Here is a 12,591-nt window from a genome sequence, read left to right as displayed (position 1 = left end):
GGCCTGCTTCAACGCACGATGCGTTCGGTCCACGCCTTCACCGCATCAGCGAGCGTCTTCAGATGATCGGCGGTGGAGAAGCCGGAGATGTTTTTGCGCGGCTTCAGATCATGGTCGCCGTCTTCCAGCCAGAAGATCTCGATTGCGTCGGACAAAGCATAGGTCGCGACCTCGTCTTTGGTCCCGAACTCGTCGCGCGTGCCCTGGAAGATCACCGTCGGCGTCTTGAGATCGGCGAGGTGCTTTGTCCGAAGCTGCGTCGGTTTGTCAGGCGGATGGAAGGGATAGCCGAGACAAAGCAGGCCCGAGATCTCGCCCTTTGAAAACATCTCGTCGGCGATCATCGAAGCGACGCGTCCGCCCATCGACTTGCCGCCGATGATGAGCGGACCCTCCACGCCCTTCGCCCGGAGGTCGGCGATCGCCTTGACGTATTCCGGGTTAACCGTCTCGGCGCGCGGCGGCGGCTTGCGGTAGCCGTAGCGGCGAGCCGCCATGTAGTGGAATTCAAAGCGCGCAACGCGGAAGCCGGCCTCGGCCAGCGCTTTTGCCGTGGCTGTCAGCGAGGGGGAGTCCATAGGAGCGCCTGCGCCATGGGCGAGCAGGATAGTGATGGCGGCGGTGTCGGGCCCGTCGAAGAGGAAGGTTGTCATGGGGACTCCAACGCTGGTGACCCCTTCTCCCCTTGTGGGAGAAGGTGGCCGAGCGAAGCTCGGTCGGATGAGGGGTGTTCCAGGGAACGCCGACGCCTCATTTCTTCCAACACCCCTCAACCGTCTCGGCGCTGCGCGCCGATCCACCTTCTCCCACAAGGGGAGAAGGTGGCGCTACTACCTCACCCCGCCGATTTCCGCGCCAGCTGCAAATCCACGAACTGTATCCCCTTGGCCGCCGTGCGCGCCCATTCGGAGTTGGGATCGAGTTCGAGGTAGCGCACCCAGCGACGCCGCGCCTCGGCGAGATTGCCGGCGTCGAACTCCAGCCTGGCAAGGTTGAATACCGCATCGGCATAATCAGCGTCCAATGCGATCGCCTTCAGCAAATGGCGGCGCGCCGAGGCTACCCGCCCCTCTTCGCTCATCAGCCCGGCAAGATTGAACCAGGCCTCGACGAAGCCGGGGTCGCACTTGATGGCGCGGGCATAGTCGTGCGCCGCCTCGGCCGCGTGGCCGGCGGCGCGCAGGCAGTTGGCGCGGTTGAAGGCGGCGATGGCATCGCTTGGGTCGATGGCCAGGCAGCGCTGGTAGAGCGCGGCCGCCTGCTCGTGGTCTTCAGCCCCTTCCGCCGCCTCGGCATCGGCGAACAGCTCTTCCAGCGTGTCGTCATCCTGCGTTCCCAGATCGAACAGCAGCTGGCCGTCGAGTTCGCTCTGGCCGCCCTCGAGATAGATCGCGTCGGCCCGCCCATGCTGTGAGCCGACGGCGAGCGACTTGGCGGTGAGCGAGGCGACCGGGCCCGACCGGTGCACCGAGCGCGCAATCGCCCCCCATGAGGCGCCGCCGGCAACCAGCCCGGCATATTTGCGGGCGAGGATCAGGTCGCGAAAGGAATACGGTTCGCAATCATGCTCGAAGGCATCGAACAGCGACAAAAGGTCGAGATCCTCGCCGGTCAGCCGCGACTGGTCGATCAGCGACTGCCGCGACAGCGCCGAAGCCTCCGGCGCTTTCATCAGGCCGAGCAGGCGCAGGAAGCCGTTCTCGCTGACCAGCTTGCGCCCGGCCGCGCGCTCGGTGACGACGCGGCGCTCAATCTCGGCATCATCGGCCTTGGCGAGGAACGTCCGCCCGAATACCACATGGGTGGTCCGTCTGGTGACTCCGCGCCGCAATTGGCCCTGCCGGCGCGCGACCTCGCGCGCCGCCATGCGAAGCGGAAACGCCGCGAGCGCGCCGATAGTGCCGAAGATCGTGCCAGTGGGCGCCGTCACCCTTTGCTCTTACCGACGGCCTGCAGCAGATTGGCCTTGAGCGGGTTTTCCTTGGCGCCGCCCTTGGCGGACTTTGCTTTGGCTGCCGGTTTCGTCGCCTCATCGGCCTTGCTCTTGGACTTGGCCGGCGGCTTGGCCGATTGGGACAGGCTCGCCTTCAGCGCATCCATGAGATTGATGACATTGCCGCGCTCGGGGGCCGCCGCGATGATCGGCTTATAGCCCTTCAGCTTCTCGCGGATCATCGCCATCAGCGCGATCTCGTAGCGGTCCTCGTAATTCTTCGGTTCGAAGGTGGTTTCCTTCTGCTTGATCAGCGCCTCGGCCAATTGCAGCATTTCGGGATCGGGGTTTCCGGCCGGGATATTGCCGAAATACTCAGCCGTGCCACGCACTTCGTTCGGATTCCTCAAGGTGCAGACGAACATGCCGTTCTCGCGCGCGCCGATCGTCACCACGCGCTCGCGGCTGGACAGCACCAGGCGGGCGATCGCCAGCTTGCCGGATTTGCGCATGGCTTCGCGCAGCACGACGAAGGTCTCCTCGGCCATTGCGCCGTCCGGCGCCAGGTAATAGGGCGCGTCCTGATAGATGACGTCGACCGAATGCTCGTCGACAAAGGCCTCTATGTTCATCGTATGATTGGATTCGATGCGTACCGCATCGAGATCGGAGTCCTCGATGATGATGTACTGCTTGTCCTCGTATTCGTAGCCCTTGACCAGGTCTGAACGCTCGACCAGCCCGAGTTCGGGGTCGACCGGCTTCATGTTGATGCGGTTGTGCGTCTTCTTGTGCAGCTGGTTGAAGCTGATGCGCTCGCTGGCGCTGGTCGCCGGATAGAGCCGGACCGGACAGCTGACCAGACTGAGCTTGAGGTAACCTTTCCAACTTGCCCTGGGCGCCATGAAATACTCCTACGCGGCCTTGTGCTGTCGAACTGTTCGCAGCGTTCATTCGTCCGGAGGACGAACGGGGCTGCCGAAATCCTACATTGCCCCTCACAATACCGCCAAATCCCTAGCGAAATCTTCCATCTCGGCTGAGGGGTCGGCGGTGGGACCCGGCGCGAAGAATAATTCAAATTTTCCGGAGCGTCGATGGATTCCAGATCGGACCGGCGCACCGCCGTCACCATTCTACCGGACGGCTCTGTGCAGCGGCCAAAAGATCGGCCAAACCTGTGCCTCGACCCGCTTTGATGCTGGAGTTTCAATCTGATAACGCCGTTTGCGATCGGCCATGACCGATCGCCGGCCGGCTGGCAGACAATCGGCCAAAAGATCGGCCAATTTTTCTATTAATCTAGAAAAAACCATTTATGATTATGTACTTATTAATTCTGAAGATCGGCCAAAAATTGGAGGCAGCCGTACCATGGAAGAAAGCGTACAGCGGATCGAACCGGCCCGTCTGGAGGAGGTATCCGAGGAAATCTCGGATGCCCTGGCGGAATTGTCGGCGGCGTCCGCTACGTTGGGCGGCAGCCTTCATCCCCGTACAGCTGCCAACCTCGCCGATCTCGTGCGCATCATGAATACCTATTACAGCAACCTCATAGAGGGCCATGACACGCGTCCGCGCGACATCGAGCGCGCGTTGGCAGGAAATTTCGACAAGGATGAGGAACGGCGGAACCTGCAACTTGAAGCCGCCACTCACGTCAGGCTCCAGGCCGAGATCGACCGGATGGCTGCGCGGGGCCGATTACCTGATCCGGCTTCCCGCGACTTCATCCTGTGGCTGCATCAGGAATTCTATCGGGATGCCGAGGAACTCATGCTGCGTGTCAAGGGTGCAGGGCGCGAATTTCTCATGGTGCCCGGGGAATGGCGATCGAAACTTGAGCACGATGTTGCGGTCGGCAGGCATCAACCGCCATCCAGCGTCCGCGTCGACGATTTCATGTGCTATTTCGAAACGCGCTACCGCTTCGCAAAGCTCGGCAAGGCAGGCCGGATACTCGCCATTCCTGCTGCGCATCATCGCTTCAATTTCATCCATCCATTTCCCGACGGCAACGGGCGCGTCAGCCGCTTGATGAGCCATGCGATGGCACATGAGGCAGGTATCGCCGCTCATGGATTGTGGTCGATTTCACGTGGACTGGTGCGAGGGCTGAAGAGTCGCAAAGACTACAAGACCATGATGGATCATGCCGACATGCCGCGCCAGGGCGATCTCGACGGCAGAGGCAATCTCTCACAGCGCGCGCTAGCGGATTTCACCCTGTGGTTCCTGCGCGTCTGTGTTGACCAAGTGACCTTCATGTCCGGCCTTTTTGATCTCGCCACGCTGGCAAAGCGTCTTCGCGCCTACGCTACAAGCAGCGAGTTGAAGCCGGAAGCCAGCCGTCTGCTGGAAGAGGCGCTGATACGCGGCGAATTCGAGCGAGGCGAAATCTCGCGCATTACCGGACTGCCCGAGCGGACCGCGCGGCGGGTTTTCAATGATGTCATTTCGCTTGGGCTGCTGGAATCCGAAACGCCCAAAGGGCTGGTATCCCTGCGCTTTCCCGCCAAGGCCTTGGACACGCTGTTCCCGAGGCTGTCTCCCGAAACATGAATCAACAGTCAGCCAGCCTCAGGTCCAACCGGCGGCAAATCCCTGGCGAAATCTTCCATGTCGGCCCAGGGATCGCCTGACGTCGCCAGCAGGCCCGGCAGCGACGAATAATTCAGATCCTGCGGAGCGTCGATGGATTCCAGATCGCTCCAGCTCACCGGCGTCGAGGCCGGCAAATTGGTGCGGGCGCGCAGCGAATAGGGAGCCGCAGAAGTGTGGCCGCGCGCATTGCGGTGATAATCGATGAAGATGCGCCGCTTGCGGTTATGCTTGCCCATGGTGGTGGTGAAAGTGTCGGGCGCGGTGGCGGCAAGATGCGTCGAGATGGCGCTGGTCGCCTGGTGCAATTTCTTCCAGTTCTGCTTTTGCGTCACCGGCACTGATATGTGGATGCCGTGGCCGCCGGACGTCTTGGCGAACGGCACCAGCCCTAGCGCTTCCAGCTCGCCCTTAATGTGCACCGCCGCCTCAACCACCTCGCGCCAGGCGATCCCCTCGCCCGGGTCGAGGTCGAAAACGACCAGGTCCGGCTTGTCGAGCCGCGTGCGATGGGTGCCCCAGGTGTGGAACTCGACGACACCGAACTGCGCCAGCGCCAGATAGCCCTTGGCGTCTTCCACCGAGAGATAGGATTTGGTCTCGCCCTCCGAATTGGTCGCTTCGAAAGTCGCCACAGAGGACGGCATGCCGGTGAAGGCGTGGCGCTGGAAGAAACAGTCCTGCGGCCTGCCGGTCGGGCAGCGCACCAGCGACACCGGCCGGCCGAGAATGTGCGGCAGCATGAAATCGCCGACCAGCGCGTAATAGACGGCAATGTCGAGCTTGGTCGGGCCGGTCTTGCCGAACAGCCGTCGCGTCGGGTTGGTCACCAAGATGGTGGCGAGGTCGGCCTCGGCGATCAGCCGCTTGCGCTTGGCCGAAACCGGCGTCGACAGGCCGACGTCGCGCAGGCCGCGGAACACGGCATGGCGCAGCGCATTGTCGGTGGTCCGGTTGGCGTAGTGGATATGCGCCGAAAGCAGCGGCCGCACCCAGTTCATCTCGCGCATGATTTCGCGGGGAACCCCTTCCGGCGCGGACGCCCCGGCGCGCAACGGCTCCAGCCGGGCCAGCAACTCGCCGGCGGTCCCCGCATCGAAGCCGGTGCCGACCTTGCCGCGATAGTGCAATTCGCCATCCTCGAATTCGCCGAGGCCGAGTGCAGCCAACCCCTCTGCCGCATCGGAGACTGTGTAGCCGGCGATGACGAAGTCGCCGGTCTGAAGCGCCTTGGTCTTGGTCCAGGTCTTGGTACGGCCGCTCTGGTAGATTGCCGTGGCGCGCTTGGAGACGACACCCTCGAGCCCCATCTCGGATGCCTGGTCATAAAGTGCCTGGCCATCTCCTTCGACATGATCGCTGAGCTGGATGGCCGAATTGGCGCCGAGACCGGACAGCAATTGCGAAAGCAGCGCCTTGCGCCGGCGGAGCGGCGCTTGTCTCAGGTCCCAGCCGTCGAGATACAGAAGATCGAAGGCGTAGAAGTGGAGCTTGTTGCCGGCGCCTTCGGCCAGCGCGTCTTGCAAACGGGCAAAGCGGCTGATGCCCTTGGCGTCGAGCGCGACGACCTCGCCGTCGATGATCGCCTCGCGGCACGGCAGCCTGGCGAAGGCAAGCGGCAGGTCGCCATAGCGCTTCGTCCAGTCGAGGCCGGCGCGGGTGATCAGCCTGACTGCGCCGTTAGCGAGATGCGCCATGGTGCGGTATCCATCGAATTTGATCTCGTGCAGCCAGACTTCGCCCGTTCGGGCCGCTGGGTCATCGCCGCCCGGCGGCTTCGGAACCTGCGTAGTCAGCTGCGGCTCGATCCGGGAAGGCGGCGGCGCCTTGACGGCGCCCGGCAAAGCACCTGGCTTCAGCACCACCGGCCTGGCAGGCTTGGCGGCCGGCTTCGGCGTTGCCACCAGTTCCTCGATGCGGCGTCCGGATTTGACGCTTTCCGGCCGGGCTTCCAGTATGTCGAGCTTGGCGTCGGCGGCCAGATCACGCTCCTTGAACAGCAGCCAGTTCCTCTTGCCCTCATCCTCGCCGGGCTTCGGTTTCAGTCGCGTCAGCATCCAGCCGCCATTCAGCTTTTCGCCGGCGAGGCGGAACTTGAAGGAACCGGTGCGCAGGCTCTTCTCGACATCGTCCATCGGCGCCCAGACGCCGGTGTCCCAGACGATCATCGGCCCGCCGCCGTATTCGCCTTCGGGAATGACACCTTCGAAGTCGATATATTCGAGCGGATGGTCCTCGGTCTCGACCGCCAGCCTTTTATCGGCCGGATTGAGCGATGGGCCGCGCGGCACCGCCCAGCTCTTCAGCACGTCGCCGACCTGCAGGCGAAGGTCGTAGTGATCGGCGGTGGCGTGATGCTTGTGAACGACGAAACGATTGCCCTCATCGGCAACCAGACCGCCGGCTGGTTCCGGCGTCCTCGTGAACTCGCGCTTGGCGCGATAGGCCTTGAGCTTTGGCGGGGCGGTCACGGCCACATGCTCTTGCGCAAAAACAACGGCTTGATGCGCATGTCTTGAATCATTTTGTCAGCATCGGGCAGGTCGGCGTCACGCCGCTCAATCGTCGGTGGCCGGCGTCAATTCGAGTTCGGCCGGCGACAGGCCCTGCTGCAGCTGGCTGAGCCGGAATTCGTCGACCCAATAGGCCTCGCCGTCGACCAGCACGCGCGCGCTGTAGCTGCCGGCCGAAAAACGCTGCGCAGTGATGTACACCTTGTGGCGGTCGAGCGCGTTCCGCACCGCGGCGCGCTTGGATTTCTGACTGGCGACGGAACTGGCCATGCTGGTTACTCACGCACAAGCCGCAAGGCGGCGTGCCTTAAGGATGGCCGAGAGCGGCTCGGCTGTCAATTTGGCGGCCGCAGTGAGCCCTCGCGCGGTGGCGCCTCCCGCTCTGTGGAAACCGAGCCGGTGCGCTATATTGCCCTGGCGGCTTGGAACGCGATGCTGATCCGGAGAGCTTCACATGACATTGACGATGCGCAAACTCGGCAGCCAGGGGCTGCAAGTCTCGGCAATCGGTCTCGGCTGCATGGGCATGAGCCAGTCCTATGGCCCGGCCGACGAGGCGGAATCGACCGCCACGCTGCACCGCGCCATCGAACTCGGCTGCACCTTCCTCGACACCGCGGAAGTGTACGGGCCGTTCACCAACGAGGAACTGCTCGGCCGCGCGCTGAAGGGCCGGCGCGATGAGGTGACGATCGCGACGAAATTCGGCTTCCGCATTGAAAACGGCAAGCAAGTCGGCACCGAGCGCGACAGCCGGCCCGAACATATCCGCGAGGCTTTGGAAGGTTCGCTGAGGCGGCTTGCCACCGACCACGTCGACCTCCTCTATCAGCACCGCGTCGATCCGGCGGTGCCGATCGAGGATGTGGCGGGCGCTGTCGGCGAGCTGATCGCTCAGGGCAAGGTCCGCTTCTTCGGCCTATCGGAAGCCGGCGCCGCCAATATCCGCCGGGCGCATGCCGTGCATCCGGTGTCGGCCGTGCAGAGCGAATATTCGCTGTGGGAGCGCAATCTGGAGCCGGAAATCATTACGCTGCTGAAGGAGCTCGGCATCGGCCTGGTGCCGTTCTCGCCGCTCGGCCGCGGTTTTCTCACCGGCGATGTCAGGCGCGCCGAAGACTATCCGGAGGGCGATTACCGGCGCGGCGATCCGCGCTACCAGGGCGCCAACTATGACGCCAACATGCAGGCGGCGGCCACGGTACTCGACATCGCCGCGGCGAAGCCCGTCAAGCCAGGTCAGATCGCGCTGGCCTGGCTGCTCCACAAGGGGAGCGACTTCGGCATCGACATCGTCCCGATCCCCGGCACCAAGCGCAGAAAATACCTCGAGGAGAACGTCGCCGCGGCTTCGATCAGGCTGGACCCAGCCGAGATGCAAGTGCTCGACGACGCGCTGGCGCCGGGAAAGGTCGCCGGGCCGCGCTACGGCGAGCGCACCATGGTGATGATCGATCGGTAGGTCTTGCCTGCTCCCGTTCTTGCGCAAAGCTCCGGCCTTGGCTAGCATCCGCCGGCAGGCACCGAGCGGAGGAGAACGTCGCGGTGGACCGGCTGGAGCGCCGTGCGTCCCTTCAAAGCGAGTTGGGCGCTCAAAGGACACTCCATTTTTGAATCGACGCAAGGAACCTTCCGGAAAACCCATTCCGGTTTCGGGGTCATGCGCTCATCTGGGAGGAGACTAAATTGATCAACAGACGTGAATTCCTGCTGTCGTCGGCGGCGATGGGCGCCTTGGCGCTGGCCGCTCCGCGACTGGCTTTTGCCCAGGACAAGCTGACCATCCTTGGTTCGGTGCCGAGCCTCGGCTTTCCGTTCTTCGTGCACATGCTGAACCAGATCAAAGCTGAGGCCCAGGCGCAAGGCGTCAACCTGGTCGAGAGCGACGGCCAGAATTCGGCGCCCAAGCAGACCGCCGATATCGAAGCGGCGCTGGTGCAGAAGGTCGACGCCATCGTCATCTCGCCGCTCGACGTCAACGCGCTGGCCCCAGCCATCGAGGAAGCGGTCAAGGCCGGCGTTCCCGTCGTCACCATCGACCGCCGCGTCGAAGGCGTCGAAGGCATCCTCGCCCATGTCGGCGCCGACAATGTCAAGGGCGGCGAGGCCGAAGCACAGGCCATGGTGGCGGCGTTCCCGAATGGCGCCAAGATCTTCCATCTGCAGGGTCAGCCCGGCGCCGGCCCGGCGATCGACCGTAACAAGGGTGTGCACAACGTCCTCGATCCTATGAAGGACAAGTACCAGATCATCTTCGAGCAGACCGCCAACTTCGCCCGCGCCGAGGCGCTGTCCGTCACCGAGGCCGGCCTTGCCGCCAACGGCAAGCCCGACGCGATCATCTGCGCCAACGACGACATGGCGCTTGGCGCGGTTGAAGCCTGCGCGGCGCGCAACTTCACCGACGTCAAGATCTATGGCTTCGACGCGCTTCCCGAAGCGCTGGTCGCCGTGCGCGACGGCAAGCTGGCCGGCACGGTCGAGCAGTTCCCCGGCGAGCAGTCGCGCACCGCCGTGCAGATCGCGGTCGCCTACGCCAGGGACAAGACCGAGCCGAAGGAAAAGCTGGTGCTTTTGACGCCGATCGTCATCGGCAAGGACAATCTCGACAAGGCGGAGAGGCTGGGCGAGACGAAGTAAGGTTGCACAAAGGGCGCGCAGCGGCAAAAGTAGCATTCTGTCGCGCCCCCCTCTGCCCTGCCGGGCATCTCCCCCACTTGGGGGGAGATCGGGAGCTTCGCCGATGGCGCCTTTTCTGCAACGCAGGAAGATTGGCGAAAGCCGAGGTGACATCCAATCTCCCCCCTCGTGGGGGAGATGTCCGGTAGGACAGAGGGGGGCGCTGTCCCGCCGGCAATCGCAATCCAGGAGCAAACTTTGCCCAAGGCAGCCGCCATCGCGCCCTCTCCCGCCCTGCTCACCGTCGAGGGCGTGACCAAGCGCTTTGCCGGCGTCACCGCGCTGAACGACGTTTCGCTCGAAGTCCGCCCCGGCGAGATCCTCGGCCTGCTCGGCGAGAACGGCGCCGGCAAATCGACGCTGCTCAAGATCCTGTCCGGCGTGATGCCGCCGTCCAGCGGCCGCATCGTCTTCGATGGGGTCGAATTCAGCCCGCACAATCCGCAGGATGCCAAGCGCCACGGCATCGTAACCATCTACCAGGAACTGAGCCTGATCCCGACGCTGACCGTGGCGGAGAATATCTTCATCGGCCGCGCACCGCTCGGCCGGTTCGGGCTGGTCAGTTGGCGGAAGATGGAGGAAGATTCGCGCGCGATCATCGCTCGCGTCGGCCTCGACCTCGACCCGGCGACGCCGGTGTCGGCGCTGTCGGTGGCCGAGCAGCAGCTGGTCGAGATCGCCCGCGCGCTGTCGCTGAAGAGCCGCTTGATCATCATGGACGAGCCGACCTCGGCGCTGACCGAAACCGAAGTGCACAGGCTGATGTCGATCATGGACCGGCTGCGCAAGGATGGCGTCGCCATCATGTTCGTCACCCACCGGCTGGAGGAGGCCTCGGCGATCTGCGACCGCATGACGGTGCTGCGCGACGGCAGGCTGGCCGGCCATCTCGACCGCGAAGGCGGGCCGATCAAACTGCCGAAGATCATCGAGAAGATGGTCGGCCGCGCCGCTTCCGAGCTCTACGCCAGGCCGACGCAGCGCGACGTCGCCGGCGACGTCCGGCTCTCGGTGCGCGGCCTGCGCACGGTGCGCGATCCGCAGGCGCCGCATGCCATCGTGCTCGAAGGCGTCGATCTCGACCTCAAGGCGGGCGAAATCCTCGGCGTCGCCGGGCTCGTCGGCTCCGGCCGCACCGAGCTCGCCCGCGCCATCTTCGGCGCCGACCGCATTGCAGCCGGCACCATCATGCTCGACGGCAAGCCGATCGCGCCCGCCTCACCCGCCGACGCCATCGAGCTCGGCATCGGGCTGGTTCCGGAAGACCGCAAGCACCAGGCAATCTTCGCAGCACTCGCCATCCTCACCAATTTCTCGATCGCCGCGCTCGACCGCTACTCCAATGTCGGCTTCATGGCCGAGCGGCGAGAGCGCGAGGCGTTGGAGAACTACAGGAAGACGCTGTCGATCCGCATGGCCTCGCCCGAGCAGGCGATCGAGGGACTGTCCGGTGGCAACCAGCAGAAGGTCATCCTTGCCCGCTGGCTGGCACGCGACCCCAAGGTGCTGATCGTCGATGAACCGACGCGTGGCGTCGATGTCGGCGCCAAGGCGGAGGTGCACCAGATCCTGGTAGAGCTCGCGGCGCGCGGCATCGCCATCATGATGATCTCGTCCGAGCTGCCCGAAGTGCTTGCGGTGTCGGACAGGATCGTCACCATGCGGCGCGGGCGCATCACCGGCGAGATGCCTGGCATCGAGGCGACCGAGGAGAAACTGATGGAACTGATGGCGCTCGACCAGAAGCAGGAAGCAACGCAATGACCAGCACGACCGAACGGAGCCAGCGCCGCGGCGTCAATATTGCGCGCCTGCTGATGAGCTTCGGCCCGCTGATGTTCCTGGCGTTGCTGATTGTCGTCTTCACCGTGCTGAAGCCGAGCTTCATCGACCCGATCAACCTGTTCAACATCATGCGCCAGATCTCGATCACCGGGCTGATCGCGCTCGGCATGACCTTCGTCATCCTCACCGCCGGCATCGACCTGTCGGTCGGCTCGCTGCTCGCCTTCTGCGGCATGGTCGCGGCGGTGGTGGCCAAGGGCGGCACCGCCAACACGCTGTCGCTGTCGACAACGGGCACGCAGGGCTATGGCTGGTTCGCCGCCCTTCTCGCCGCCGTCGTCGTCGGCGCCGTGGCCGGCGGCGTCCAGGGCTTTGCCATCACCAGGCTGAAAGTGCCGCCCTTCGTCGTCACGCTTGGCGGCCTCACCGTGTTTCGCGGCCTGACCTTGACGATTTCCAATGGCGGCCCGATCTCCGGCTTCGACGCCTCGATGCGCTGGTTCGGTACCGGCCTGATCGGCCCGGTTCCGGTGCCGGCGATCATCTTCGCGATTGCCGCGATCCTTTGCCATATCGTGCTGCGCTACACACGTTACGGCCGCGCGGTCTATGCCGTCGGCGGCAATGCCGAGGCGGCACGGCTCTCCGGCCTGCGTGTCGACCGCATCCTGATCTCGGTCTACATCATCGTCGGCTTCTTCGCCGGCCTTGCCGCCTTCGTTTTGTCGGCGCGGCTCAACTCCTCCGAAGCCGTCGCCGGCATCGGCTACGAGCTGACGGTGATCTCGGCGGTCGTCATCGGCGGCACCTCGCTGTTCGGCGGCATCGGCAGCGTCGGCGGCACGGTGGTCGGTGCAGGACTGATCGGCGTCTTGCAGAACGGGCTGCAGTTCAACAACGTCTCGTCCTACACGCAAAGCATCGTCATCGGCCTGATCCTCATCCTCGCGGTGGCCTTCGATCGCTGGCTGAAATCGCGGGTGAGGCGGTGATACAGGTGCCATACCTATCCAGGTCGACGGGCCAGCACCCCCCTCTGTCCTGCCGGACATCTCCCCCTCAAGGGGGGAGATTGGA

Annotated in this window: 10 protein-coding genes; 5 read left to right on the top strand and 5 right to left on the bottom strand. The window is 64.2% G+C overall.

The features are described from left to right. Positions 1 to 8 precede the first annotated feature (8 nt). The 3 genes from NKI58_RS06350 to ku form a co-directional block, all read right to left on the bottom strand. Positions 9 to 653, bottom strand: coding sequence for an alpha/beta hydrolase family protein (locus tag NKI58_RS06350; protein ID WP_352784546.1), 645 nt, complete (start codon positions 651 to 653; stop codon positions 9 to 11). Between the two features lie 182 nt (positions 654 to 835). After that, positions 836 to 1,867, bottom strand: a complete 1,032-nt coding sequence (locus tag NKI58_RS06345) for a tetratricopeptide repeat protein (RefSeq protein ID WP_352784682.1) — start codon at positions 1,865 to 1,867, stop codon at positions 836 to 838. Positions 1,868 to 1,926: 59 nt separating this feature from the next. Then, positions 1,927 to 2,838 carry a non-homologous end joining protein Ku gene (ku, locus tag NKI58_RS06340; protein WP_352784543.1) on the bottom strand — a complete coding sequence of 304 codons (912 nt, stop codon included), beginning with the start codon at positions 2,836 to 2,838 and terminating at the stop codon, positions 1,927 to 1,929. 334 nt (positions 2,839 to 3,172) lie between these two features. Between ku and NKI58_RS06335 the strand changes: the two genes are divergently transcribed. Beyond that, on the top strand, positions 3,173 to 4,495 hold the full coding sequence (locus tag NKI58_RS06335) for a Fic family protein (RefSeq protein ID WP_352824263.1): 1,323 nt from the start codon (positions 3,173 to 3,175) through the stop codon (positions 4,493 to 4,495). A gap of 8 nt (positions 4,496 to 4,503) precedes the next feature. Here NKI58_RS06335 and ligD read toward each other — a convergent pair whose 3' ends face one another. After that, positions 4,504 to 7,005 carry a DNA ligase D gene (gene ligD, locus NKI58_RS06330; protein ID WP_352784538.1) on the bottom strand — a complete coding sequence of 834 codons (2,502 nt, stop codon included), beginning with the start codon at positions 7,003 to 7,005 and terminating at the stop codon, positions 4,504 to 4,506. An 87-nt stretch (positions 7,006 to 7,092) separates the two neighbouring features. Next, a complete protein-coding gene (locus tag NKI58_RS06325; protein WP_023675682.1) occupies positions 7,093 to 7,317 on the bottom strand; it encodes a hypothetical protein in 225 nt (74 codons plus the stop codon). 184 nt (positions 7,318 to 7,501) lie between these two features. Between NKI58_RS06325 and NKI58_RS06320 the strand changes: the two genes are divergently transcribed. The 4 genes from NKI58_RS06320 (at position 7,502) to NKI58_RS06305 (ending at position 12,506) form a co-directional block, all read left to right on the top strand. Further along, on the top strand, positions 7,502 to 8,509 hold the full coding sequence (locus NKI58_RS06320) for an aldo/keto reductase (protein WP_352457298.1): 1,008 nt from the start codon (positions 7,502 to 7,504) through the stop codon (positions 8,507 to 8,509). A 227-nt stretch (positions 8,510 to 8,736) separates the two neighbouring features. Then, positions 8,737 to 9,687, top strand: coding sequence for a substrate-binding domain-containing protein (locus NKI58_RS06315; RefSeq protein ID WP_352784679.1), 951 nt, complete (start codon positions 8,737 to 8,739; stop codon positions 9,685 to 9,687). A gap of 237 nt (positions 9,688 to 9,924) precedes the next feature. Continuing rightward, the gene (locus NKI58_RS06310; protein WP_352784533.1) at positions 9,925 to 11,493 is read left to right on the top strand and encodes a sugar ABC transporter ATP-binding protein; all 1,569 of its coding nucleotides are present in this window, start codon (positions 9,925 to 9,927) and stop codon (positions 11,491 to 11,493) included. After that, a complete protein-coding gene (locus tag NKI58_RS06305) occupies positions 11,490 to 12,506 on the top strand; it encodes an ABC transporter permease (protein WP_352784530.1) in 1,017 nt (338 codons plus the stop codon). The genes NKI58_RS06310 and NKI58_RS06305 overlap by 4 nt, the downstream gene beginning before the upstream one ends. The last annotated feature ends 85 nt before the right edge of the window (positions 12,507 to 12,591 follow it).

Source organism: Mesorhizobium sp. M0522 (assembly GCF_040321085.1).
GTDB lineage: Bacteria > Pseudomonadota > Alphaproteobacteria > Rhizobiales > Rhizobiaceae > Mesorhizobium.
Note: the sequence above shows the minus strand (reverse complement) of the source record. Positions and strands in the feature narration are given on the sequence as shown.